Consider the following 25,262-nt stretch of genomic DNA (forward strand, 5'->3'; position numbering starts at 1 on the left):
GGAAGCCGTCTCTCGCGAGTCTGTAAGTGGAAAGTAGGGTAGGCATGAGACGTAGCGATAACGACACGAAAGAGCTGCCGTCCGTGCTGCTCGCGGGCTGGCAGGACGGGAACGTCGACGTTCCCTACTGGCTGTTCAAATATTACAAGCAGCTCGGGCTGCTGGAGCCGGACGTGATGCTTATTCTTCATGTCATGGCCTTTAAGCAAAAGGAAAACAAAGATTTTCCGACATTGGAAGAGCTTCAAACCCGCATGTCGCTGCCGCAGGAGAAAGTGATTGCCGTGCTGCAAAAGCTGATCCGGGAGCAGCTGCTGCGGATCGACGAGATCGAAGATCCCGTTACGGGAGTCCACAGCGAGGCTTATAACTTATGGCCGCTGCTGGAGCGGCTCGCGGAGTGCCGCATCGATGAGCATCGGGCGGAGCTGGCGGCCAGGAAACAGGCCGAGCGGACAAGCAAAGCGGAGCGGAAAGATATTTTCTCAATTTTCGAAAACGAATTCGGCCGCCCGCTCACTCCAATGGAACTGGAGTCGATATCCGGGTGGATCGACAAGGATGGCTATCCCGAGGAGCTCATTCTCGCCGGTCTTAAGGAAGCGGTGTTTGCCGGCAAGCTGCATTTCCGGTATATCGACCGGATCTTGCTGGAGTGGCAGCGCAACCGGATTACGACCGTTGAGCAGGCGAAGGAGCACTCGCAGAAATTCCGTTCCCGGTAAGCGGGAATGACATGGCCCTGTACGCAAACATTGCGTGCAGGGCTGTTTTGCGTTATTGGACGGAGTGGCGTGTTGGGGCATCTGCGCAAGCGATCTGTGCCAGGGGGTTCGAGCAAAGCTGCTGCCATCGCACTTTCAGGCCCTGACTTAAGTACCAGAGCAGATTCGTTGGTCGCAAAATGTGAAAAACATTTTAAAAAACCGTAGTTTTTTTGTAACTTTTTTGTGTTTCGTGGCGTCTATTATATTAGGTGTTACATGATTTTACAGATTTATAGAACGGTTAGAAGGAGGGGCCACATGTTCCAATGGCTGCGCAAACCCAAGAACGAAGCGCAGAATGAAGCGGCAGCCGCCGTGCCAGCCGCTCCGCAGGGGATCGAAACCGCGGCGCCGGAAGCTTCTGCTGAAGGGGAAGCTGCTGCGGCAAGCGATGGCGCGAGTGTATTGGTCGATACCAGACCACCCATTGACACGAGTATCCCGCTCCTTACCGTAACGGGAGTGGAGCGTTCATTTCCTGTCGGAGGACAGCAGCTTCATGTGCTTAAGGGAATCAATATGGAGCTATATCCGATGCAGCTCGTTATGCTGAAAGGCCGGTCCGGCTCGGGGAAAACGACCCTGCTTAACATGATCGGCGGTCTGGACCAGCCGAACCGGGGACAAATCATGTTCAAGGAATACCCGTTCCATGAATGCAGTGACGACCAGCGGACGTACATAAGAAGAAAAGAGATTGGTTTTATTTTTCAATCGTTTGCTTTAATGCCTCTTTTGTCTGCATGGGAAAATGTGGAATTGTCACTGCGCATGGCGAAAGTTCCCCGATCGGAATGGAAATCCCGCATCACCCATTGCTTGGAGCTGGTGGGCCTCAGCAAACGGATGCACCATCGTCCGTTCGAGCTGTCGGGCGGGGAGCAGCAGCGTGTCGCTATTGCCAAAGCCATCGCGCACAAGCCCAGTCTGCTGCTTGCCGACGAACCGACGGCGGAACTCGATTCGCAAATGGGCGCGCAAGTCATGGCGGTATTCCGGGACATTATCCATACCGAACGCATGACGATTTGCATGACAACGCATGATCCGACAATAATGGAGGTTGCCGACCGTGTATTCGAAATGGTGGATGGAAAATTTATCAGTAGTTAAAAAGACGGGCAGGCCATTGCTGCTCGTTTGCATCGCCGCATCCCTCGCGTTGTCGTCCGGATGCTCGCTGTTGCCAAAGGAGGACGAGGAGGAAGCGCTGCCGGCCATAACTCCGCCCCAGTTGTCCAAAAAACCGGAGTATACGGTTAAAACCGAGACGCTGGTGTTCGACGTCCCTCTCTCCGGGAAGCTGATGTCGACCGTAGAAGAAGATTTATACTTTACGGATGATGCTAACCGGAGGATCAAATCCCTTCCGGTCAAAACCGGAGACAAGGTTGAGCAGGGGCAAGTGATCGCCGAGCTCGACGTCACGGAGCAGGAAAACAAATTGCGGCAGAAGCGGCTGCAGACGCGTCAGGATGAATTGAGTATGATCGAAAAGCTGCGCAAAGCCGACGAGACAGGCCCCGAGCAGCTGGAGCGGGACAAAATCGAATTTGAATTGAAAAAGGAAGAAGTAACCACGCTTGAAAAAACGATTGCCGGCGCCAAGCTGACGGCTCCTTATGCAGGCACGATTATCTCCGTTTACATGAAAAAAGGGGATTCGGCCAAGGCTTACGATGCGGTCGCCACGATCGCGGATCTGTCTCAGCTTACGGTGGCTGCAACCATTAGCGCGGATAGCTTGTCGAAAGTCGCCGTTGGCATGGAGGCTGAAGCGGACATCAACGGTGTAGGCAAGGTCAAAGGCAAAGTATCGAAGCTTCCGAGTCCGAAGGCCGCGAACAATGGCAATGGCGACGGCGGGTTCCCAGGCGGAGGCCAGCAGAAAAAGCCGGATTCGATCGAGAACTACATGCTGATCCAACTGGACCAATTTCCGGAAGGACTTTCCCACGGAACGCCGCTCGGAGTGAAAATTATTACCCAGCGCAAGGAGAATGCCATTACGATTCCGCCTGCCGCTCTCCGTTCGTATGCGGGCCGCAATTACGTGCAGGTTGTGGATGATAAAGGCAACAAGCGTGAAGTGGACGTCGAAATCGGACTGCAGACGTCGACGGCTGTAGAGATTGTGAAAGGTCTCACGGCAGGGCAGAAAGTAGTGGGACGCTAATGGCGATGCTCCGGTTTTTATTCCGTAAAATGTGGAACACGCGCTGGCTGACGCTCAGCACGCTCGCCGGCCTCATTATGGCCGTCGCTTTTACGACCAGCATCCCGATGTATTCCGACGGCTCGCTCAAGCGCGTCGTGTCGAAATCGCTGGAGGAGAAGAACAACGGGCTTTCCGCCGGCGCCGTCATGATCCGATTTCAAGCGTCCGGCAACGAGAAAGCCGATCTGAATGCGCTAAGCGACGTTGACCAATACATAAAGGAAGATTTGCCCAAAGACATCGCGTTTCCGTATCAGGCATACGTACGGACGTATTCTATTCGCGGCTCGCAAATTACGCCCGAGGATACGGGCAAGGTCGATCCGAGCAAGCGCCGGCAGATGACGCTGATGGCCCAGAACGGCTTGAAGGATCAAGTCGAGCTGACGCAGGGGCAGTGGTTCTCCGAGCAGCCGCAGGGCGGAATCATTGAAGCCGTTATTCACGAGGAAGCGATGTTCCGCAACGACCTTCATGTCGGCGACGTCTTCACGTATCCGATCAGCGGCGGAAACGGCATTGCCCCGCTCAAAGTGAAAGTGACGGGAACGTTTAAGCCGAAGAACGATACCGATCAATATTGGTATCAAGGCATGGAAGGCCTGCTTACGTCCTTTTTTATGAGCGAAGCCGGTTTTAACGATTATGTGCTGAAGAGCAAAAAAATCCCGCTTAGCTTGGCCAATTGGTATTATGCTTTTGATTTGCGTGAAATCAAGACGAGCCAGCTGTCCTCGCTCCAGTCGAAGCTGGAACGCTTGGATATCGTTTTGTTCCAAAAGCTCAAAAACACAAGGGTGGATATTTCGTTTATCCCGCTGCTGCAGGAATTTAAGGTGCAGAGCTTGCAGCTGCAAATGCTGCTCTTTACATTGGCGGCACCGATGATCGCGATGGTGTTCTATTATATCGTCATGAATGCCAGACAATCGCTCGACCGCCAGCGCACCGTCATTGCAGTGATTCGCAGCCGTGGCGGCAGCACGAATCAAATCATCTGGATTTATTTGCTTGAAGGACTGCTGCTCGGCGCGGTTGCGATGATCATCGGCCCGCTGCTCGGCTGGTTTATGGCGAAGAGCATAGGTTCGTCCAGCGGGTTCCTGACGTTCGTGGACCGCAAGGCGGTACCTGTCGGGGTGTCGACCGAAGCGCTGTTGTACGGCGTGGCCGCAGTCGTAATTGCGCTGATGGCCAGTATCATTCCGGCCATTGTCTATGCCAAAGCATCCATCGTCAGCTATAAGCAGAAGCTGGCCAGATCGGATCGAAAACCGTTTTGGCAGCGCTGGTTTTTGGATGTGGTGCTGATCGGTCTGGTGGGCTACGGGTATTACCTGTTCCACGACCGTCAGGATTTATTCAGCCGGACCGGGCTAACAACCGATCAGTTGAGCGTGAACCCGCTGCTGTTTTTTATTCCGGCATTGTCGATCATTGCGCTTGGACTGTTTTTCCTGCGCATTTTCCCGTGGCTGCTCCGCTTCGGCAACTGGCTGGGCAAAAGGCTGCTGCCGGTTCCCGTCTACCTGACGCTGACCCAGCTTTCACGTTCGTCTACGGCGTACTATCCCCTCATGCTGCTGCTCATTTTGACGCTTGGGCTCGGCATTTACAACGCTTCGGCGGCTCGGACGATCGATTTGAACTCGACGGAACGGGTGCTTTACGCCTACGGCACCGATGTTACCATGAGAGCGGAATGGACTTCCGTATCCGACGATCTGCCGTCAACGTCCAACCCGAACAAGGGCGGGCAAGGTCAAGGACAGGGGCAAGGGCAAGGCGGAGGAAAGAACCCGGGTCAGGGAGGCGGCGGTCAGCCGGGAGGTCCGGGGGAAGGCCCGCCGCCGAAGCTGCGTTTCATTGAGCCTCCGTTCCAAGTGTTTCGGGAGCTGGAAGGCGTCGAGCACGCAGCCCGCGTACTGCAATCGAAGGGGAACGTGGTCGTTTCCGGCAAGTCGCTCGGACAAGGCATGCTGATGGGCATCGATAACGCCGATTTCGCCAAGGTGGCCTGGTTCCGTAAAGACTTGTACAAAACGCATCCTTACAACTACTTGAATTTGTTGGGGCAATACGAGCAGGCGGTCATTATTCCGACCTCTTTTGCCGAAAAACATCATATCAAGTCGGGGGATTTGATCAGCATTTCGGTTTCCAGCCAGCCGGTCGAGTTTGTCGTGGTAGCTACCGTGCCTTACTGGCCGAGCCAGTATCCGGACCAGACGCCGTTTTTTATCGCCAATCTCGACTATGTGTACGATCAAGCGCCTGTCGTACCTTATGATGTATGGATGAAAATGAAAGACGGAGCCAAGGTGGCGCCGGTCATTGAAGCGCTCAAAGCCAAAAATATCGGCATTGCCAGCGTCAAAGACGTCCGCAACGAACTGATCACGCAGAAAAAGCATCCGGCGCGCGGCGGCGTGTTCGGTATCTTGAGCCTCGGCTTTCTCGTATCCGTTCTTGTCTCGTTGATCGGCTACATTTTGTACTGGTTTTTCAATTTGTCCAGCCGGGTCGTTCAGTTCGGCGTGCTGCGAGCCATGGGGTTGTCGCGACGACAGCTTACGGGCATGCTGCTGCTTGAGCAACTGTTTACCGCTGGTCTGGCTATTGGCCTCGGTCTCGGCATCGGCAAACTGACGAGCTACTTGTTCCTGCCGTTCCTGCAAACCGCGGAAAACGTCAAGACGCAGGTGCCTCCGTTCCGCGTCATATTCGATGCGAGAGATACCGATCAGCTGTATGTCGTCATAGCCGTTATGATGCTGACCGGTGCCGGGTTGTTGTTCCTTCACATCAGAAGGCTGCGCGTACACCAGGCCGTGAAGCTGGGAGAGGAGAAATGATGCAGTGATTCATTGCGACGGACTCGTCAAAATATACAAGACCGACGATATCGAGGTCGTTGCGCTTCATGGGCTGAACATTTCCGTCGCCCAAGGGGAAATGATGGCGATCATCGGAAACAGCGGCAGCGGCAAGTCGACGTTACTGAACATTCTGGGGGGGCTCGACCGCCCCTCCGCCGGCCAGGTGCGCGTGGGCGAATGGAACCTGCTGAAAATAACGGACGACGAGCTGGTGCAGTACAAGCGCAAAACCGTCGGCTTCATCTGGCAGAACAATGCGCGCAATCTCGTTCCTTACTTGACGGCGCTAGAGAATGTGGAAATGCCGATGATGCTCAGCGGTCAGTACGACCGGGCCTATGCGAAGCAACTGCTGGAGTGGGTCGGCCTCAAAGAGCGGCTCAATAACAAGCTGCAGCAGCTGTCAGGCGGTGAGCAGCAGCGGGTGGCGATTGCCATTGCGCTTGCGAATCGCCCGTCCTTGCTGTTGGCCGACGAACCGACCGGTTCCGTCGATACGCGGACGTCGGATATGATTATGGACATTTTCCGGCATCTGAATTCCGAGCTTGGCGTGACCATCGTTATCGTAACCCACGATATGGCGCTTGCCGGCAAGGTGGACCGCGTCGTCGCCATCCGCGACGGGATGACAAGCACCGAATTCGTCAAACGCAACCCGAACCTGGACGCTGAAGGAGAGACGGCGGCATCGCACGGATCGATTCACGATGTCCATGAGGAATATGTCGTACTCGACCGGGCGGGGCGGCTTCAAATTCCGAGGGCGTATTTGCAGGCGCTTGGGATCGAAGGAAAGGCATCGATGGAATTCGACGGCGAGAAAATCATTATACGTACGCCGAAGTCGCTGGATTAGCACGATAAGAGTAAATTGCAAGACGTCAGTGTGAATAACCTTCAGGTTTGCGAGGCGCTGAAGCAATGGCAAAGCAAGGGGGATGCTACGCTTCAGAAGATGAAAGACAACCCGAATGCGTCTTTTGATCATTAACCTTTTTTTAAAACTGCCTTGATTATACATAGAAACTAATCCGGAGGGATCCTGAGAATGCAAAAATATGTTAAGAAGACGGTGGCTGTATCGCTTTGCGTCGGCTTGATGGCGCCGACACTGGTTGCTTGCACGAAATCCAGCAGCGGGGACAGCAAGACCGAGAAAGTGCTTCGGATCGCAACCAGCATGGGATATGGCGGTGATAGCGAGTATTTCCGGCAGCAGTTCACCGAATTGTTTGAATTTGCGAATCCGAACATTAAGCTGGAATTCATCTCGACATCCGATGACCGTTACATGTATGGAGGCCGCCCGGATCCGAAGGAAAAGCCGAAAGATCCGATGGATAAGCTAAAGGAAGTCATGACGGGTGACAGTCCCCCCGATGTCGTGATGGTTGGTTACGATCAACTGCCGGAGCTGATCAGCAACAATATGCTGAAGCAGCTCGATCAGGACATCGCGAAGGACAAATTCGATACGTCCGATATCGTTCCTGCGGTCATCGAGGGCATTAAAAAGGCGGGCGACGGCAAAATTTATGCGCTGGCGCCGACCTTTTATTCTTCCGCGCTCATTTATAACAAAAAATTGTTCGATGAAGCCGGAGTTCCGTACCCGACCGACAAAATGACGTGGGATCAAATGTTCGATCTGGCCCGTAGATTGGCGAAAGGGGAAGGGGAAAACCGTAAGTACGGCTTCTCGTTCTCGACGCACAATATGGGCGATGACATTTACTACGCGACAAATATGTATACGGCACCGCTTGATCTGAAGACCTTCGACGATAAAGGCGAGAAGATGACCGTCGATTCCGATCAATGGGAAAAAGTATGGAAAATGATGCTGCAGCTAAAGACCGAGAAAATTTTGCCTGAGCCGATCGATTTCTCCAAACGGCGCAACCCTGGGCCTAATGAAGACTACAACCCGTTCATGGACGACGATTTCATATCCGGACGTGTCGCGATGTCTGTCATCAGCTACTATCAAATTGGCCAGTATACGAACGTCATGAAAAATGCGGCGAACATCAAAGGCCTCACCCCATTCGATTGGGATGTCGTTACGCTACCCGTGCATCAGGAAGCGCCTGAATACGGCGGTAACATCAGTCTGGACGGTCTGATGGGCATTAACGCCAAGGCCCAGAACGCCGAGGATGCTTGGAAATTTATCAAGTTTATCAACAGCGAGGAATGGGCCAAGCTGAAAGGCAGCAGCAGCCACAATCTGGTATCGCGTCAAAAGTACATCAAGCCGAAGGAGGGCGCGGAAATCAACATCAAAGCGTTCACGACACTGCTTCCTGCGCCAAGCCGGGACTACAAGATTTATCGCGAAAAACCGGGCCTGTATGAAGTGGAACGCCTTGGCTCCCAAAAATTCCAGCAAGTCGCCCAAAATAAGCTGCAAGTGCGCGATGCGCTCAAGCAATGGCAAACGGAAGGCGATGCGATGCTGCAAAAAATTAAAGAGAATCCGAATGCTCAGTTTGATTCGATGATGCAGGGGGGATAAGATGTCCCTTCTTAGCAAGAATGCGGGCAGTACGTTCGGAGTGAAACTCAACAAGGAGGAACAACAAGATGAATTCCAAACGCAAACGATATAAAACTTGCATAGTTCTGCTGGCAGCCGTACTTGCCTTCGGGTCGGCGCTCCCCGCCTTTGCGGCGGAGAGCGGCGGCACGACCCCGCCTTCGGGAACAACGGCGACCGTCTCGACAGGGACCGCTCCGGCGATCGGACAGGTAGCTCTTAACGCGGCCAGCTATTTCGAGATTAAAAATGTGGTCATGATGCCGGAGCAAGGCAACAAAACCGTGACATTCACCGTAGGGGTCCACAACGGAGGGGCGACCGACCTGCAGTTCATCGATTACTGGCCACGGCTGCGGACGAAAAGCGGCAACCAAATTTCCGTTCGCGTCCTGCCGCAGGACAAGGATAAAAACCGTATTCCGGCCAAATCGAGCCAAGACATCAGCTTTTATGCAACGGTGAACGAATCGACGGACCTGAAGGATCTTATTTTTGAAATTATCAAATGGGACTTCAGCATGCCGGAGGCGGATTTCGTACGGAAAATCGGAGATGTGAGCGTTCCTGACGACTATACCGTCGTTACGCCGGCCGGTAAAGCACATACGATTCAAATGGCAAGCAATCCGGTCAAAGGCACCATCAAAAAAGTATTGATGAGCAAGAACGAGAAAAATTACACTCCGACCATCGTCCTTAATCTGGAGAACGTAGGCTCGAAGAGCGTCGCGGTGCCCGGATATCAATATTTGCTTCGCACAAGCGAAGGGTACATGTATCCGCTCGACGCCAAGGCGATAAAAGATTTGACACTCAATCCGCAAACGAACAAAGATATCGACCTTACGGGCTCTGTCCCGGTCTCCGTCTCAACGGAAGGCTGGCAGCTCGTGATCGTTCAGAACGCGCAGGATTTGAAGCTAAATCTGCCGATTGCTTTCTTCGCTTTACCGGCCGTATCGGATACGGACGGGGTGGACACGGGCAAAGCCTTCAGCTTCACGAACAAGGCGGGTACCTACACGGCTCAACTGAACACCGTCCAAAGGCTGCCTTGGGAGGATCAGGATATTTTGACCGCAGGGTTTACGCTTTCCAACAAAGGTCCCGAAGCGCTTCCGATTCCGGATCTGACAGGGTACTTCAAGCTGGACGATAACGTGAAGGTGGAAGCGAAACTGGTTCGGACGGACAATGTCATCGGTCTGGCCCCGAATGCGGAAGCTCAATTCCAGTTTATCGGCAAAATTCCTTACACGTCGCAATTCGGCAAGGTCAAGCTTGTGCTGCAAGAGAAAACGGGCAGCGCCAGCAGCGACGGCAAAACAGACCAGCAGACGGCGGCGAGCGATTTGCTCGAATTCGTACACCGCTCGGAGCTGATGAACATTCCTTATAATAACTTCGGCGAAACGTATAAAGTGACAAGCGTCGGCCGGAGCGCAAACTATAAGGTCCGTTCTGTCAGGACGTATGGTGGAAAAATGAACGACACATTTACGGCTCTTCTAGAAGTAAACAATCTAGAAAAACGACCATCGGATATTACAAAATTGGTTGCTTATTTCAAGACAGCTGAAGGTACATATCCTGCTACCATTTCCGAGATTAAGACAAAAGTCAACCCGAACGGAACGGCGATGCTGCTGCTGTCCAGCAATGTAGGCAAGGGAGCCCCGACGTCCGGTATGAGTATATTAGTCGGTGAAGCAGTGACTGAAGGAAAATTAACGGAAGCGGACAAAAAACCGGATGCTTATGTCAATGCTGCCGCATACTGGCTTCCGGAAGAGGATTTCACGGTTCAAGACGGATTTAAAGATATCAATCTCGATCCATATAAACTATCCATCAGCAACATTCGTTCCACCATTGAATACGTCAAAGATTCCGATATCACGCCAGTCAAGATAAAATTCGATTACAACCTGACAAAAGATTCAATGTTTGTTTCAAACATGGAAGGCCGCCAGCTAATTATTGAGCTTGAAGATTCCGACGGTAAGACAAAAATGAAAAGCTCGCTCGATTTTAAAGACTTTGAAGGTATAGCGTCCGATAAGCAAGGCACTACAACTCAAACGGAAACAAAAGAAAAAATGACCGTAGGTGAGCATGTAGACTTTGAATTTAAGGAATCTATCAAGGACATAAAGTATAGAATCAATCAGCTGAAAACCTTCAAGCTGAACATCTACGATTCGTTCCAAGGACAAAAGAAATTGATCGCTACGAAAGAGGTCAACTGGTTTGAAACCGCGGAATAATATGTTTACTTTTTTTTGATTGAACGAAACCGTTTCTGCATCAGTTGCGTAAAACTGTGCAGAAGCGGTTTTTTGCTGGGAACCTAGTGACTTTTATGAATAATTGGTTAAAAGTTCATTGGGGGGATTGACAGGTTTTTCAAGACGATTTAATGTTATTAACGTTAACAACATTCTTAACGATGTTAATTCAATGAATAAGGAGAAGATAATGAGTAAACCGCATCTCTCGTTTGGTGAATATAAATGGACGGTCACCCAACAAATGTCCCGGACTTTTGAATTGGAAGGATTCAGCCCGCTTGTTGGCAAAATATTCGGTTTGCTTTTATTTGCACCCAAACCGGTCAGCCTGCAGGAAATTGCCGATCAGCTTGGTGTAACGAAAGCAGCTGTTAGCGTCCAGGTCCGTGCGTTGGAAAAGTACTCCATGTGCCAAAAAGTTCCGTTGAGAAGCGATCGAAAAGACTACTATTACATATCCGACGACTTCACACTGATCAGCATGCGGGCCAGCAAGCAAAAAATCGAATCGATTACCAAGCAATGCGAAGAATTGTTGTTCACTCTTAAAGGAATGTCCCAGATTGATGAGGAGGAAACTGAATCCTTTGAGGTTTCCAAGCGAAGATTTGCGGAAGTTTCCGCGATGTACCGGATGTTTTTATCGCGATTGGAGGGGATCGAGGAGGAGTGGATCCGATTAAGAGAGCAGCTGTAAACAGATAGACGAAAGACGGGACGCCCGGATTTTTTTTATGTTATGACTTTTTTCACCTTACAGCCGAATCGAACCAAGCTATACTGAAAAAAGATTTATGGAAAATGAAGGGGTAACCGGAAACGCCTCGTCTAAGTAGTCAGCAATCGTAATGGAGGAGTAGAGAGATGAATTCATTAACCAATTTTTCGATGAAGAACATCGCCGCAGTAATCATTATTGTGCTGATGTTGTTTGGCGGCGGTACCTATGCGGCTTCCATCTTGAAAATGGAACTCATACCGAGTACTACGCAAACGAGATTCAATATTACCACCCAGTATACGGCTCCTCCTAAGGACGTTTTGGAGCTGGTGACCAAGCCTGTTGAGAAAGCGGTGGCGGGGCTGGACGGCATCAAATCTTTAAAGTCTACCTCCAGCGATAACTTCTCCATGGTTACCGTAGAACTGCAACAGGGGAAGAAGATCGAGGATGCCAGAAGGGACGCCGAAGGCTTGCTTGCGAACGTAAAGCTGCCCCAGGGCGCGGAAAAACCGAAGGTTCAGACCTCTAGCGCTGAAGCGAGCGCCATTTACTACCTCTCGGTGTACGGCGAGAACAACATGAGCCAGCAGGAGCTGGATAAGATCTTCAAGGATATCGTCCAGCCTGGATTTGCGGCCATTAAAGGGGTTGACCGCGTCGATGGGGTCGGCAATAAAGAAGCGGTACTGACCTTACGAATGAACGGCAACGCAATCAGCAGCTACGGATTGACACCGGCACAGGTGTCCCAAAGCATTCAAACTGCCATTCTGACAAGCCCAGCGGGATTAGTCGACTTCAGCGGGAACACGCAGATGGTACGCGTCAAGAGCGATCTCAATACGATTTACAGCCTGGAAAACATGAAGATTACGGCACCGGGGGGACAAACGCTTCTTCTGAAAGACATTGCCAAGGTTGAAGCGATTTCCGAGTCCAGATTCATTTCGCGCCTCGACGGCAAGCCGGCCATCGGTGTGACGATCTTCAAAACGAAGAACTCCAATGACGTTCAATTGGCTGCAGAAGCAGACGCTTTGATGGCCAAGTGGAAGCAGGATTTCCCGAACCTTACGTTTAAACCGCTTTTTGCTACATCCAGCATGATCAAGGATTCCATTAACGGCATGGTTAAGGAAGGTGCGCTCGGCGCCCTGCTTGCCTCTATTATGATATTGCTCTTCCTAAGAAATGTTCGGATGACCATTATCGTTTTGGTCTCTATTCCTTTATCGCTGTTAATCACGCTGCTGATCATGGCTCCATTGGACATTTCGCTCAACATCATGACGCTGGGCGGGATTACGATCGCGATCGGGCGTGTCGTGGACGACAGTATCGTCGTAATCGAAAATATTTACAGCGAGCTCGTGAAAGTTCATGAGCGTGGGGAATCGGTCATTAAGAAAGCGACCGCGCAAGTGGCTTCGGCGATTACATCCTCCACGCTTACAACCGTTGGGGTATTTGCTCCAATCGCTTTTGTCGGGGGAGAGCTCGGGGATTTGTTCCGTCCGTTCGCCGTCACGCTTTCCGCTGCCTTATTGTCTTCGCTGCTGGTGGCCGTGACCGTGATTCCGATGCTTGCCAAGCTGCTCGTGCTGCGTTCCAAAAATATTAAGGTGCACGACGAATCGCATGTCGGCAAAATGTCCGGCGGTTATTTGAAAGTACTGAAATGGTCGCTGAACAACCGCATCAAAACGATGCTGCTTTCCATGCTGGTTTTTGTTGTGGCTATCGCAGGCACGGTTCCGTTCCTGGCTGTGGAATTCATGCCTTCCAGCGATTCGGATAAACAAATGTTTATTATGATCAAAATGCCTCGGGAAACTTCGCTTGCATCTAACGATTTGAAGATGAAAGAAATTGAAGCGATGATCCGCGAGACGAAAAACCAAGCCGGAGAACCCGCTTTCGAATATATGCAATCCTATGTAGGTGGCGGTTCTTCGGATAATCGCATCGATTATGAAAGCCAGTTGATTGGCGCGGCATCGCAGGGAACGAACGCCAAGAAGCTGCTGAACGAAACGAAGGATAAAATATTGTACCTGCTTCCCAAAGGCTCCGAGGTAAACGGCATGCTGCTAAGCGGCGGCGGACCTGGCGGCGGGGGAGACTTCTCCTATATGCTTAAAGGCGACGACCTGAATCTGCTCACCCAGGGAGCCAAGCTGGTAAAGGATAAGCTCAAGGAAATTCCGGAATTTAAAGATGTAAAAGACACCTTGAGCGAATCGAAAAACGAAGTGGAAATCGCCGTAGATCAAAATAAAGCCAGACTGTACAATTTGTCTTCCGGACAAATCGTCGAAACCGTGAATTCTTGGCTGAGAGAGGAAAAGATCGGGGATCTGAAGTTCGACAATACGACCTTCTCCACCAAGATCATGCTGGACAAGAGCTTTAAGGATTCCATCGACAAAATCGGCAACTTTCTGATCAAGACTCCGACAGGGGCAACCGTCAAGCTGAATGAAGTAGCGAAGGTTCGCCAAATCGAGGCTCCGGCGTCGATCACCCGGGATCAGCAAGTTCAATACGTCACGGTAACGGCAACGATCGAGTCGAGGGACAAGGGCGGCGTTAGCGCCAAAGCGGCCGAAATGCTAAAAACCTTGGATCTTCCGTCGGGAGTTCGTCCCGAAGTCAAAGGGGTATCCGACGATATTCAGAAAAACTTCATGCAAATGTTCGTAGCCATGGCTGTCTCCATCTTTATTGTATATCTGATCATGGTTCTGGCTTTCGGAAACGCCAGTGCGCCGTTTGCAATCTTATTCTCTTTGCCGCTTGCAGCAATCGGAGGCCTGCTAGGCTTGCTCGTCAGCGGCGAATCGCTCAACCTTACCTCATTGATCGGGTTCCTGATGCTGATCGGTGTCGTAGTTACCAATGCGATCGTGCTTATCGACCGCGTACAGCAGCTGCAGGAAGCGGGGCAATCCGTACGTGACGCACTTTTGGAGGGCGGTTTATCCCGGCTTCGTCCGATTATCATGACCGCAGGGGCTACCATTATTGCCCTGCTACCGCTGGCTCTTGGGTTCTCTAAAGGGGCGCTCATTTCCAAAGGCTTGGCCGTTGTCGTTATCGGCGGATTGACCACATCGACTTTGCTTACGCTCGTCGTTGTGCCGGTCGTATACGAAATTATTCATAATATGAAGACCCGTCTCGGCCGTTTGTTCAGCAGAAAGGAATCCAAGTCAACACCGGTAACGAATGCTTAAGAGAGCATTTCATTCAGATAGATAGAGAGTTCCATAAGGGAAAAAGGAGAATCAGCCCATGAATCCGATCATGTCAAAATCTTTCAAGCAAAGTACCAAAGTGATGGGGGCCGTCGTTATTTCGACGGCGCTCCTCGCCGGCTGCGGCGCTCAACCGCAAGCCGCACCGACGGCTGCCAACGCGTCGGAGCCCCAGCTCAAAACCGTTAAAGTCTCGAAGATCGAGAAGCAAAGGATCGGCGATCCGCAGGAGCAGGTAGCCGACGTTATTTCTTCCATCCAGATTGACTTGGTCACCAAGGTTGGCGGAGACGTCATGGAAGTATTGAAGAAGCGCGGCGATATGGTGGAAAAAGGCGATGTGATTTTCCGCATGGACCCGACGGATGTGAAAATGAAAAAGGACAAAGCGCAGATTGACATTGCCAGCAGTCAACAGCAGTTGGACAAAGCAAAGCAAGAATTGGCCAATAGCAAGCAGGAAATGAAGAATGGAATCAAGAAGCTGGAAGATTCCATCAAGGAAACCGAAAAGAACTATAACAAAATGCGCAATGATTACGATATGGGCTTAGTCACAAAATTCCAGCTGGAGCAAATGGAAACGCAGCTTAACAATCTCAAGCTCGATTTGGAAAACAACCGAAACAAGCAGAAAACGCTGGAATCGACGAACTCCTTGGCGCCGCTGGAGCAAGCGCTGCAATCCTCGAATCTTTCGATTCGCGAAGCCGATCGGACGCTCGAAAATATGGAAGTGAAAGCGACGGTTAGCGGTGTATTAACCGACATGCCGATTGAAGTGGGCATGTCTTTGAACGCCGGTTTTCAAGCCGGGAAGGTGCAGCAGCTCAATCCGATCAAAATTCGGGCGGAGCTGACCGAGGAGACGGCTAATTTGGTGCGCGGCAAGCAGGAGCTGACATTCTACGTCCCTGGCACGCTTGATAAGACCAAAGCCAAGGTTAGCTATTTGGCTGACGTAATGAGCGCCAATTCCAAGTCTTACACGTTGGAGCTTGAATACCCTAACGCTGAGAGTAAGCTTAAGCCTGGTATGAAGGCTCAGGTTCTCGTAACGGAAGAAGCCGATCAGATGGTTGTTACCGTGCCTACTACAGCTATCGTACGTGAAGGTGGAGAAACGTTTGCTTTCGTGCTCGTAGGCGATTCGGCGGAGAAACGTAAAGTGGCTTTAGGCCGTTTGAACGAAACGATCCAAGAAGTGCTGTCCGGTCTCAAAGAAGGGGAACAGCTCATTATTTCGGGTCAGAACCAATTGAAAGACAAGGAGAAAGTCCAGCTGGCCAAGTAATCCGCAGCGGACCTGACAGGAGGAAACCCAAGTGAACAACAAGCTGAAAAAAACCGTAGCATCCGTCGTTATTACCGCCTCGATTATGAGTACAGGCTATTCCGCTCTGGCAGCGGAGCCTTCAGGAAACGAGCTTGCAGCGCAAGCTGTCGTAACCTATAAACTGACCGACCTTCTCGATGTGGAAGTCAAAGGCGTATTAAACGAGCGAATTCAGGACGGCACCCGACTTGGTGTCGTGATTCGAATGAAGAATAACGGCGCTGCCTCGACGCGGGTGCCGGACTACGAGCTGCGAGTAAAGACGAGCGAAGGCGTCGAATATACGCTGCAGCCAAGCGCGTCGAATGTGAAATCGATTCAGCCGAAAGCGAACACGGAACTCAGCTATATGACCGTCATCGATCGCACCGATACCGTAAATCTGGCCCAGGTGAATTGGACCGATGTCGATTACTACGTTTATCCGAAGAAGGAGACGCTGATCGTAGCAGCGCCAATTACGGGGGAGAGTTGGAAAGGCGGCGATACGCCGATTACGGATCCGAGCGCGATTAAGAAATGGTCCGATTCCTTTACGATCCCGACTTTGACCTCGCCGATTCAATATACGCCGGCGGCAATCAACAAAGAGTCGACGGAAAAGGGTACCGTATACGTCGTACAATTTCTTGCTTATAACCCTTCGAACCAACGCGAAACGATTCCGGTTTTCGCCGTTGACGGCAAGGCGGCGGGAAAAGTATTCTCCGGCAGCCAGGTAGAGCAAGGAAGCATCGCGCTGGAAGCGAAGGAAGAAAAATACATTCATTTTGCGATTCCAACGGAGCAAGATACGATCTTGAACAGCCTAAACATTTTGACCCCTGAGAAATTTGCAGCTGGCGGCGGAGGCGCAGGTGGTCCGGCAGCAGGGGCCGGCGCTGCGGCTGGTGCAGGAGCTGGAGCCAATGCCGGTGCAGCCGCGGGTGCTGCCGGCGTATATAACGTAGGTCGCTTGAACATTTTGCTGCCGTCGCAGCAAACCGGGGAAACTGCTCTTAGCTATAAGCTCGGCACTCCGATGACGTTAGACAAACGAAGCCAGCAGATTCATCCGGATATGGATGTTTCCGTCATCGAATTCCATATGTTTGACAACAAAGAAGAAGGATCGAAAACCGTCTCGGCCAAGTTCAAACTCACCAATAAGACGGACCGACCGCTTGCCGTTCCGGCGTTTGCGACGGATCTGGTTAGCTCGGACGGGTATGAGTACAATGGCAGCCGTCAAAATATTACGACGCCGAACGTGCTTCCGAATTCTTCGCTCACCGTGAACTACTTCTATACGATTCCAGTGTCCGAGACTGGAAAGGGCTTGTCTCTGAAGATCCAAGACACGAAGACGGCCGCTCCGTACAAGTCGACGATTGGCGCTTACAGCATTGCGCTTCAAACCGAGGACAGCAAGGATACGTTTGAGCTGTATCCGTTTGAAATTAAAGTGAACAACTGGCAAATCGGTACAAGCTTCAATCCTATGGGACCGAAGAACTATCAGTACAAAGCAAAGTTCTGGCTGGAAGTTAGCCGTCATGATCAAGTTCAGGTAGATCCGAGCTTCTCGGGACTGCTGTTCGAGCTGTATAACTCCTCAAATCAATTGATCGGAACAGGCAGTGGAGCATTCACAGGGGTAAACCGTTTGTCTACTGGCGAAAACAATATCATCTTTGACGGCAGCACGGAGCAATTCGACCACCCTCTGACGGTTCGGATTTATGAGCAATTTACGACGACGGGCGGACAGAAGTCCAAGCGTCTGCTTAAAGAGCTTACGCAATCTTAATTTCATAGTCATTTGAAGTAAACGAAAGCCGGCCTTTGGGTCGGCTTTTCCCTAATTATCACCAGTTGTCCCATGGTACACGCATAGGGATCATGATATAATGATGGCACTTCCACTAAAGGAGCGATTCTCATGAAACGTCAGGTTCACAGCAAAGAAATAAAAGCCGCGGTATATCAAAAGCTGGAGGAACGCGGCGTGACGATGGAAGATATTGCCCTGATCGTCAGAGAAATGCAGCTTCCTTATCATCCTGATTTGACACTGGAGACTTGTCTCGAATCGGTCCATGCGGTTTTGCAAAAGCGGGAGCTTCAGCACGCGATTCTTGTCGGTATCGAGCTGGACGTATTGGCTGAAAAAGGTTTGTTGTCCGAGCCGCTGCAATCGATTATCGAAAGCGATGAAGGGCTGTTCGGCTGCGATGAAACGTTGGCTCTCGGGTCGGTGTTCGGATACGGCAGCATCGCACTTACAACGTTCGGTCATTTGGATAAACAAAAAGTCGGAATTATTAAGCGCCTGGACACCAAGAACGGCAACGGCGTACACACCTTCCTGGATGATCTGGTTGCCAGCATCGCGGCATCGGCATCAAGCCGTCTGGCCCATCGGCAGCGGGATGCGGATGAACGGGACAATGTCGTCGCTTATATTGCCGCGTCGGAAGAAAGCGTAAGCTAAAGCGAATTTTGTTATATATTGGAGCAGCTTCCTTATGCAAATAAGGGAGCTTTTTTTGGGTTAAGATACTAACAAAAATTCATCTTCATTCGATAAGCGGAGTGAACATAAAATGAACTGGGTCTATTGGGTGAAATTGTACGACAGCAAGTTTCAAGCCGGGTGCTTGGCCAAGCGGATGGAGGAAGACTGGTGGATTTACGGTTACGAATGCCCAAGCGAAGTCCAAGTGTTCCGTTCCAAAAAAGGCCGTTTTGGCGTCCGCTACACTGTCTAATTTTTTTACTTGACTTTGACGTTTTAGTTGGTGTATAGTTATCTTTGTCGCTGTCATTATACAGTGTGGAATCTTCTGACGCGGGGTGGAGCAGCCCGGTAGCTCGTCGGGCTCATAACCCGAAGGCCGCAGGTTCAAATCCTGCCCCCGCAACCAAAGCTTTCAAGGGCCCTTAGCTCAGTTGGTTAGAGCGGTCGGCTCATAACCGATTGGTCGGGGGTTCGAGTCCCTCAGGGCCCACCAAACAGAACTGCGCCGGAGTGGCGGAATTGGCAGACGCACAGGACTTAAAATCCTGCGGTAGGTGACTACCGTACCGGTTCGAGTCCGGTCTTCGGCAGTTCCAGTAGGAGTAACATACATAAAGAGTTTTGCTTTGATTCTTCAGAGCAAAACTCTTTTTCTTTTCAGGAGGAGATTTTTGCGGCGGAGCCTCATATACTTTAGAACACGATCAGGAAGGGGTGGCTTCCATGCCTTCGATTATTTTGGCACCGATCAAAATTACCGGAGCCAGTGGGGAAATTGTGTTCGGCGATGTATTGCAGGTTAATCCGAAAAATACATCCAAGTCGTATTCAGGGTCAGGCGGCGGCAACACGGGTGATTGGATGGGGAATATTTCGCTGGTCAGCTCAACGAATACGTTTGATGCGGATATTGCGGATTCCAATAACGCGGCGAATAATTAGAGTACATAGATACCAGGGAAGCACATCCTGATGGATCTTCACCCATTCCGTACGTCCCAGACGGCCGTTTCGCGCTGCTGTGGGACGTTTTTGTTTGTGGAAGGGAAAAGGCTACATAAAGCGGATATCAATGTCTGTAAAGGGGTGGTCAATCGGCTGCTTGCGCATATGCAGCTGGAGAATGCCGTTCTTATAAACCGCTTTGCAACTGCTTGGCATGATTTGGCTGGCCAGCCGGATCGTTTGCGTTTTGTCGTCCGGGATTCCTTCCAAACGGATTTGGTAAGGATTGAGTTTCAACCGGATTTTGCGCGCTTGCGCTTTGTCGGGGATATGGATTTTGACGATGATATTGTTATGAGTGTCGAAGATTTCCGAATGAAAATGATGCTTAAGCGCTTGGACCTCCACGTTGGGCAATGCCCGGTTCAGAACGTCTTTGATATACCCTTCAACCCAGGTTACGGGGTCTCCGTTGTCGCCGCTAAGGGAAGGGGCAGGGAACGGCAGCTTCCCGTTAAAAAACTGCTCGAATTGTTTCCAATTCATATCGAAAAAAGAGTTGCTATTTTTGGAATCGCTCATGTTTATCCACTCCTTACTAATTCCAGTATATGAGTGCGAAGCGCAAACCATGAGTCCCCGCTAGCTGCCTAAAACATACTTCTTATCCATGGATCATATACTACAATACAAAACCATTGAGTTAGGGTGCTGCCTCATGCCGGCTATCGTGGGCGCCATCAAAATTGTGAGCGTCGGTACAGGCTCCATCGTGCACGTGGGAGATTCGATCCAATTGGCTCCGAGCGTAACGGCAAAAACGTTTGCCGGAGCGGGTTCTTTTAATACGGGGGATAATTTGCGGGTCTGCAATATGGTCAGCACCACCAATACCTACGATAACGATATCGCTGACTCCAATGTGGTTTCCGCCGATAAGGCAGGTGTCGTATAAACCGTCATGCAGCTAATCATACATCAAAGCATTGTCATTCAAAATTTTAAGATCGGCGCCTTATCGAACTCTTCCGTGCTTCAGATTGGGACTGCGGGTACGATTCGCGCGTTGGCCAATCTATATAATACGGGGGGGTTTACGGGTCCTGCCCCTCAGTTCACCGCTCCTGCAACGACTCCGCTGGCGACGCCGCAGGGTGTGATAGAGCAACCCAGCCCGTTAGCATTGGTACCGCTGCCTACACCTTCCAGGTAAACGGAGGAATGACGGATGTATTCATCTTACCCGGAATCTTACTTTCAAAAGCTGAACGACTATTTAAAATGGCAGACGAGCCGCATCCGTTCCTTGGAAAATAAGGTCGAATCGCTTTCCAAAGAGCTTGAATCGTTAAAAAAGCAGCGGGGAGTGACGATTGAGCGAATTGAATACAAATTCGATCAATTAAAAGTAGAGAAGCTCGATGGGACGCTCAATGTCGGATTGTCTCCCTCTGGACTCGGCGGGCAATCGGTTGAAGACATGGAAGTCGGTGGAGAAACGATTCGAACCAATACGGCCAGATCGGAGTCGTTTGCACGTATCCAACAGCGGGTGACGGATTTTTTGCAGCAGTCGTGCCCGGCTGAATTGGCGCAAATGGAAGAGAAATATCAAGTAAAGCTTGATGAGGATGCGACTGAATCGATCATTGGCGATCTCCAAGGGCAGATTGGACAGCGGATCGATTATTATTTGAAATATGGAATCGACCCGGACGTAGTGGTTTTGACGACAGAACAGGAACAAAGCATTGCGGATAAAGTGATCCGGGATATTCGGCTTGGGCTTGAACAATATTTTTTAAAGCGAAAGACAGGAGGAGAGGCACAGAATGAAGCTGCAGGTGGAGAATAAAGAGATTTGTGTCGGCGACATCAGAGTTATGGGCGTTGCCAGCTCGTCGGTTTTCCTGATCGGCGACGCTGAGGTCATTAGCTTGTCCAGCGTGTTCGATACGCCGCCGGAATCGCTCATTATCGGCCCGCTCGTACCGCTTGCATTCGGAGGTCCCGTATGACTTGCGTTCCGCGCACATCCGTTGTGCGAAGCCTCAAAGTCAACATTGTTGGTTTTGGCTCCGCTGTTTTTGTGGGGGACTTGGTCGACTTTTCCCCGGTGAATTATGTTTTTGCCGTTCAGCGGGAAATTCCGATTTTTTATGGGGATGAAGGACAATTGAGCGCTTATCCGATTTATTCGGCCCCGCTTCCTAAAGCCAGGCAGGAACCGGCAGTACAGATGGACGTAACCAATACAAGTCCGGTCATTTGCGCCGGGGATGTACGGGTTATCGCCATTTCTTCGGCGTCCATGGTGCAGTTAGGGTCGGTCCGATCGATTCGTGCGGTAGCCCGTGTGAAAAACATTCGTCAACTGCTTCGCGGGCTTCCTCCGAAGTGACGAAATAAAGCTATTGAGAACGCATGAGCCTTCGTGGGCTTCCGTCTCCGTTCTGTGATATAATCATTTTGTTGTATTGGAAATGAACGGATAAGGGAGCGAAAACGGATGGCACGCAAAAAAATAGAACACGTGGGCATTATGGTCCGGGATATCGATACGTCGGTGCGGTTTTATAAAGACGTCGTGGGCCTTGAGCTGAAAGATAAGCTCGTACATACGAACGGCATCGTCACGCTGGCTTTTCTCGGGTTCAACGAGTCGGGTGAGACGGAGCTGGAACTGATCCAAGGCTATAACGACGGGCTTCCGGCGGAAGGCAAAGTGCACCATGTCGCTTTTACGGTGGACGACATTGAGGAAGAATTCGCCCGCATCAAAGAACTCGACGTGCGTTTGATCGATCAAGAGATTACGTCGCTGCCGAATGGCTCGCGTTATTTCTTTTTCCATGGCCCGGATGGCGAATGGGTCGAATTTTTCCAATCGACGAGATAAGGCGCACATGAATTCCGGAAAAGCAAAGCCCGATACGAAAATAAATTGTTTGAAGTGCAAGCACTTTTATGTGACTTGGCAACCAAGTTTTCCCAGGGGCTGCCGCGCTTACGGCTTCAAAACCGCGGATATGCCTTCTGCTTTGGTAATGCGTTCCTCGGGCAAGCCTTGCTTGTCCTATGAAGAAAAAATTAAGTAAACGGCAGGGGAAACGGACATGCTGTTCAGTAACCGTCAAAAGAAGCTGATCCTCGACGTTTTGCTCAAAGAGCGCCGGCGCCTGTTTTCCAAGCATAAGGGCGAGTTGCTCGATAAAACGATCGAGGACTTGTCGCAGATGCTGCGCAACGAAGAAGTCAATGCAGAGCCAAAAGATAACGTCATCGATTGGAGCAGGAAAGGCGGCAAGCGCCGCTAGGCTGATCGATCAAAAAAAGGCATCCCGTCGCGGGGTGCCTTTTATTTTGCGAATCACCCCCAAGGACAACCCTCTCGTCAAAGTAACTTCCTTTATATTGCTCCTAAAAAAGAAAATCCCACCACTTGAATTACGAACGCACGTTTGGTATATAATATAGATAGAAGAACAAATGTTCCTGTTTCGAGGAGGGGGAAAATCGTGGTTCCATGGAAAAAGTACACAGGGCGTACGGTTGAGATCATTTACGGGGACCGTTCCGGACAATTCAGCAAACGAAGGATCGTCATTCGGTCCGTACAGCCTGCTTTCATTCGGGCTTATTGCATGGAGCGCGGAGCGGTCAGATGCTTTGCCATCGATCGCATATTGGCCGTACAGCCGATCTCATCCCCGAAACAAACGCCGTCAACGTCAGCGAGACAGCGGGAATTGGCTTAAGGAGAGGGATGCATGTGAGAAGCAATTTGTACGACGAGTTGAAAGAGCACCGCCACGGAGATCAGGAGCGGCTAAGAAAGCTGATGGAAGAGATTCGTATGCTGATGGAAGCGAAAAAAAAGCGCCCTCTGCTGGACAGACTTCGTACGAAACGTCCGAACACGAAGCCGAAAGCTTGGGATTAACCGGCATAGCAAGTTCACAAGAACAGCGGGGAGTGTAGAAAAAAAAGCAAAGCCCGGCGGCATGTACAGATTAAGCGGATACCGGGCTAATGCTAACATTTTCTTTCGAATCGGAGACAACTTGACAAATTCCTGCGTTATATTTCATAGAATTAATGAAGTGGAAGCCTGTCTTGAAGACGACATATTTTTTGAGCGGGTTCGGCTTGTGGAGCTTTTGGCAGGCGAGGCAATAGTACATAAGATTTCTCCTTTTCGAGTCACGATATGACAATTATAGACACATTATATGCGTAAAATTACGAAATATCACTCAAAATGGTATAAAGTTTTACTAAAGATTATGCAAAAGAAAGACAAACATCCAACCATTAGACGGCGCAAGCCGGTCCGTATGTGGCGAAAGAAAGGAACGAAAAACCGCGCGGGACGCTTAGCTACACGGTTTTTCCGCATTGTGAGTAGAAGACGGGGGGAATGTAAATCGGGGACCAAGCTTGTCTATCAGGATTCGACAAAGGAAGGAGGTGGGGAGACTGATTGGTACAATGCTTCGGACAAAGACGGCCTTCGTCCGATAGGATATGAGAGGGGCGTCTTCTTTATTTGGCACAGGCCTTCCATCGGCTTGTGAAGTTGTGGTACCCTGTAGTTGTCCGATCGAACTGAAAATAGAGAGTATTTTACATTATTCGGAAAAGGTGGAGAGTTGAATGAAGCATTTTGAGGAATGGGTCATGCAATTTTACGGACAACGAAATTGGACGCAATACGGCGTCTTCGAACGTATGGGTTTTTTGATGGAAGAAACGGGAGAGCTGGCCCAAGCCGTGCGGACGTATGAAATCGGCCGGGATCGTCCGGACGAAGCGGTAAAGGCCGAGCCGGTTTTGAAGGAGGAGCTGATGGGAGAGCTTGGGGATATTTTGGCAAATCTGGCGATTTTGGCCGATAAATACGGTTTTACATTGGAAGATGCTGCCAAGGCTCACCAGGAGAAACTATTGAAGCGATTCGAAGCCGGCCCGACGAACTGAGCCGCTCCGATTTTTCACTAAAGTATAACGATGCGCAGAGGTTGGACAAACTAGAACAAATTTCTCAAGCAGGAGAGAAGAATGCTAGCAGTCATCTTTGATGTAGAGACTACATATGTAACCGTTAAAGGCGACATCCCGGAAATCGTGGAGATCGGCGCATGTAAAGTGAATCTGAATCCGTATGACCCGGGCGAAGCCGGTACGGATTGTTTTCAATGCTATACGTTTCCTGAAATTAAAGGACGTTTCGGCAAAAAGACGCTAAAATTTATCGGCTTGAAAGAAGAGGATCTGGGCAAAGTCGTTCCGTTTCGCGAGGGGTATGACCGTTTTATGGAATGGATCGGCTCCGAGCTGGTTTACTTCTGCAGCTGGGGGGTCGATGATCGCAAAATTTTGCTGGAGCATTGCAAGCGGTTCGATCTGTCTCAAAGCTGGCTGAACCATTACCATGACATCCAGAGGCCGATCTCGCAGCTGCTGGTTAAGCGCAATCAAATGAAGCTGAAGGATGCGATTGAGCTGGCCGGTATCGAGAAGGAAGGCAGATTTCATTCCGCCCTGGTCGATGCGATCAATACGACGAAACTGTTTGTCCGGTATTATGACCAGCTTAATTTAAGAGCGGCGATACGGGGCTGAATGAGGCAGACTTACGTTCACCCGATAGTATAATGAGTAAGAAAAAACCTTGAAGCTTGGCTTCAAGGTTTTTTTCTTTATGACCTGTAGTGGGCTCGAACCACTGACCCCCACCCTGTCAAGATGGTGCTCTCCCAGCTGAGCTAACAAGTCACGTCGTATTTGTTGTCGCAAG

At 50.6% G+C, this 25,262-nt stretch carries 26 protein-coding genes and 4 tRNA genes; 28 read left to right on the forward strand and 2 right to left on the reverse strand.

The features are described from left to right. Nucleotides 1-44 precede the first annotated feature (44 nt). The 17 genes from PEL01S_RS06860 to PEL01S_RS06935 all read left to right on the forward strand — a co-directional run bounded on the left by PEL01S_RS06860 (nucleotide 45) and on the right by PEL01S_RS06935 (nucleotide 19,459). Nucleotides 45-725 (forward strand): DnaD domain-containing protein, encoded by a 681-nt coding sequence (locus PEL01S_RS06860; protein ID WP_063184205.1) that lies wholly within the window; start codon nucleotides 45-47, stop codon nucleotides 723-725. A 300-nt stretch (nucleotides 726-1,025) separates the two neighbouring features. Beyond that, entirely contained in the window at nucleotides 1,026-1,880 is an 855-nt protein-coding gene (locus PEL01S_RS06865) for an ABC transporter ATP-binding protein (protein WP_127459799.1), read from the forward strand. Beyond that, the gene (locus PEL01S_RS06870) at nucleotides 1,840-2,943 is read left to right on the forward strand and encodes an efflux RND transporter periplasmic adaptor subunit (RefSeq protein WP_307721997.1); all 1,104 of its coding nucleotides are present in this window, start codon (nucleotides 1,840-1,842) and stop codon (nucleotides 2,941-2,943) included. The genes PEL01S_RS06865 and PEL01S_RS06870 overlap by 41 nt, the downstream gene beginning before the upstream one ends. Further along, complete coding sequence (locus tag PEL01S_RS06875) at nucleotides 2,943-5,840, forward strand: ABC transporter permease (RefSeq protein ID WP_108531641.1); 2,898 nt, start codon at nucleotides 2,943-2,945, stop codon at nucleotides 5,838-5,840. The genes PEL01S_RS06870 and PEL01S_RS06875 overlap by 1 nt, the downstream gene beginning before the upstream one ends. A 4-nt stretch (nucleotides 5,841-5,844) precedes the next feature. After that, entirely contained in the window at nucleotides 5,845-6,723 is an 879-nt protein-coding gene (locus PEL01S_RS06880; protein WP_063184202.1) for an ABC transporter ATP-binding protein, read from the forward strand. A 192-nt stretch (nucleotides 6,724-6,915) separates the two neighbouring features. Then, nucleotides 6,916-8,385: an ABC transporter substrate-binding protein gene (locus PEL01S_RS06885; protein WP_063184201.1), complete on the forward strand. Its 1,470-nt coding sequence runs from the start codon at nucleotides 6,916-6,918 to the stop codon at nucleotides 8,383-8,385. Nucleotides 8,386-8,453: 68 nt separating this feature from the next. Further along, on the forward strand, nucleotides 8,454-10,676 hold the full coding sequence (locus PEL01S_RS06890; protein ID WP_127459800.1) for a hypothetical protein: 2,223 nt from the start codon (nucleotides 8,454-8,456) through the stop codon (nucleotides 10,674-10,676). A gap of 193 nt (nucleotides 10,677-10,869) precedes the next feature. Further along, nucleotides 10,870-11,397: a GbsR/MarR family transcriptional regulator gene (locus PEL01S_RS06895; RefSeq protein WP_223275575.1), complete on the forward strand. Its 528-nt coding sequence runs from the start codon at nucleotides 10,870-10,872 to the stop codon at nucleotides 11,395-11,397. Nucleotides 11,398-11,564: 167 nt separating this feature from the next. Further along, nucleotides 11,565-14,660, forward strand: coding sequence for an efflux RND transporter permease subunit (locus PEL01S_RS06900; RefSeq protein WP_127459801.1), 3,096 nt, complete (start codon nucleotides 11,565-11,567; stop codon nucleotides 14,658-14,660). Nucleotides 14,661-14,718: 58 nt separating this feature from the next. Further along, the gene (locus tag PEL01S_RS06905) at nucleotides 14,719-15,975 is read left to right on the forward strand and encodes an efflux RND transporter periplasmic adaptor subunit (RefSeq protein WP_063184197.1); all 1,257 of its coding nucleotides are present in this window, start codon (nucleotides 14,719-14,721) and stop codon (nucleotides 15,973-15,975) included. A gap of 31 nt (nucleotides 15,976-16,006) precedes the next feature. Next, entirely contained in the window at nucleotides 16,007-17,806 is a 1,800-nt protein-coding gene (locus PEL01S_RS06910) for a hypothetical protein (RefSeq protein WP_127459802.1), read from the forward strand. 132 nt (nucleotides 17,807-17,938) lie between these two features. Continuing rightward, a complete protein-coding gene (locus PEL01S_RS06915; RefSeq protein WP_063184195.1) occupies nucleotides 17,939-18,490 on the forward strand; it encodes a phosphatidylglycerophosphatase A family protein in 552 nt (183 codons plus the stop codon). A 112-nt stretch (nucleotides 18,491-18,602) separates the two neighbouring features. Beyond that, nucleotides 18,603-18,767, forward strand: coding sequence for a hypothetical protein (locus PEL01S_RS34385; RefSeq protein ID WP_010492025.1), 165 nt, complete (start codon nucleotides 18,603-18,605; stop codon nucleotides 18,765-18,767). Between the two features lie 79 nt (nucleotides 18,768-18,846). Continuing rightward, a tRNA-Met gene (locus tag PEL01S_RS06920) sits at nucleotides 18,847-18,923 on the forward strand. Nucleotides 18,924-18,933: 10 nt separating this feature from the next. Next, nucleotides 18,934-19,010, forward strand: a tRNA-Ile gene (locus tag PEL01S_RS06925). 11 nt (nucleotides 19,011-19,021) lie between these two features. Continuing rightward, a tRNA-Leu gene (locus PEL01S_RS06930) sits at nucleotides 19,022-19,107 on the forward strand. A gap of 133 nt (nucleotides 19,108-19,240) precedes the next feature. Continuing rightward, on the forward strand, nucleotides 19,241-19,459 hold the full coding sequence (locus PEL01S_RS06935) for a spore germination protein (RefSeq protein WP_063184194.1): 219 nt from the start codon (nucleotides 19,241-19,243) through the stop codon (nucleotides 19,457-19,459). Nucleotides 19,460-19,570: 111 nt separating this feature from the next. On the opposite strand, the gene PEL01S_RS06940 is transcribed toward PEL01S_RS06935, so the two are convergent. Then, on the reverse strand, nucleotides 19,571-20,044 hold the full coding sequence (locus PEL01S_RS06940; RefSeq protein ID WP_063184193.1) for an Hsp20/alpha crystallin family protein: 474 nt from the start codon (nucleotides 20,042-20,044) through the stop codon (nucleotides 19,571-19,573). Between the two features lie 136 nt (nucleotides 20,045-20,180). Here PEL01S_RS06940 and PEL01S_RS06945 point away from each other — a divergent pair, with 136 nt between their 5' ends. The 11 genes from PEL01S_RS06945 to PEL01S_RS06995 all read left to right on the forward strand — a co-directional run bounded on the left by PEL01S_RS06945 (nucleotide 20,181) and on the right by PEL01S_RS06995 (nucleotide 25,087). Further along, entirely contained in the window at nucleotides 20,181-20,417 is a 237-nt protein-coding gene (locus PEL01S_RS06945) for a spore germination protein (RefSeq protein WP_063184192.1), read from the forward strand. A gap of 6 nt (nucleotides 20,418-20,423) precedes the next feature. After that, a complete protein-coding gene (locus tag PEL01S_RS06950; protein ID WP_082867046.1) occupies nucleotides 20,424-20,675 on the forward strand; it encodes a spore germination protein GerPB in 252 nt (83 codons plus the stop codon). A 15-nt stretch (nucleotides 20,676-20,690) separates the two neighbouring features. Next, nucleotides 20,691-21,317, forward strand: a complete 627-nt coding sequence (gene gerPC, locus PEL01S_RS06955) for a spore germination protein GerPC (protein ID WP_127459803.1) — start codon at nucleotides 20,691-20,693, stop codon at nucleotides 21,315-21,317. Then, nucleotides 21,295-21,480 (forward strand): spore germination protein GerPD, encoded by a 186-nt coding sequence (locus tag PEL01S_RS06960; RefSeq protein WP_063184190.1) that lies wholly within the window; start codon nucleotides 21,295-21,297, stop codon nucleotides 21,478-21,480. Before gerPC ends, PEL01S_RS06960 begins: the two co-directional genes overlap by 23 nt. Next, the gene (locus PEL01S_RS06965; RefSeq protein ID WP_127459804.1) at nucleotides 21,477-21,863 is read left to right on the forward strand and encodes a spore germination protein GerPE; all 387 of its coding nucleotides are present in this window, start codon (nucleotides 21,477-21,479) and stop codon (nucleotides 21,861-21,863) included. The genes PEL01S_RS06960 and PEL01S_RS06965 overlap by 4 nt, the downstream gene beginning before the upstream one ends. A 108-nt stretch (nucleotides 21,864-21,971) precedes the next feature. After that, complete coding sequence (locus PEL01S_RS06970) at nucleotides 21,972-22,361, forward strand: VOC family protein (protein WP_127459805.1); 390 nt, start codon at nucleotides 21,972-21,974, stop codon at nucleotides 22,359-22,361. 217 nt (nucleotides 22,362-22,578) lie between these two features. Next, nucleotides 22,579-22,779: a hypothetical protein gene (locus tag PEL01S_RS06980; RefSeq protein ID WP_036677498.1), complete on the forward strand. Its 201-nt coding sequence runs from the start codon at nucleotides 22,579-22,581 to the stop codon at nucleotides 22,777-22,779. Between the two features lie 201 nt (nucleotides 22,780-22,980). Continuing rightward, the gene (locus PEL01S_RS06985; RefSeq protein ID WP_063184186.1) at nucleotides 22,981-23,220 is read left to right on the forward strand and encodes a WYL domain-containing protein; all 240 of its coding nucleotides are present in this window, start codon (nucleotides 22,981-22,983) and stop codon (nucleotides 23,218-23,220) included. A 14-nt stretch (nucleotides 23,221-23,234) separates the two neighbouring features. Beyond that, a complete protein-coding gene (locus PEL01S_RS34390; protein ID WP_164824252.1) occupies nucleotides 23,235-23,405 on the forward strand; it encodes a hypothetical protein in 171 nt (56 codons plus the stop codon). Nucleotides 23,406-24,118: 713 nt separating this feature from the next. Continuing rightward, the gene (locus tag PEL01S_RS06990; RefSeq protein ID WP_063184185.1) at nucleotides 24,119-24,442 is read left to right on the forward strand and encodes a MazG nucleotide pyrophosphohydrolase domain-containing protein; all 324 of its coding nucleotides are present in this window, start codon (nucleotides 24,119-24,121) and stop codon (nucleotides 24,440-24,442) included. Nucleotides 24,443-24,523: 81 nt separating this feature from the next. Further along, nucleotides 24,524-25,087 carry a 3'-5' exonuclease gene (locus PEL01S_RS06995; RefSeq protein WP_127459806.1) on the forward strand — a complete coding sequence of 188 codons (564 nt, stop codon included), beginning with the start codon at nucleotides 24,524-24,526 and terminating at the stop codon, nucleotides 25,085-25,087. Between the two features lie 80 nt (nucleotides 25,088-25,167). Here PEL01S_RS06995 and PEL01S_RS07000 read toward each other — a convergent pair. Further along, nucleotides 25,168-25,240, reverse strand: a tRNA-Val gene (locus PEL01S_RS07000). Nucleotides 25,241-25,262: the final 22 nt, after the last annotated feature.

Origin of the sequence: Paenibacillus elgii NBRC 100335 (genome assembly GCF_004000865.1) — a bacterium.
GTDB classification, from domain to species: domain Bacteria; phylum Bacillota; class Bacilli; order Paenibacillales; family NBRC-103111; genus Paenibacillus_G; species Paenibacillus_G elgii.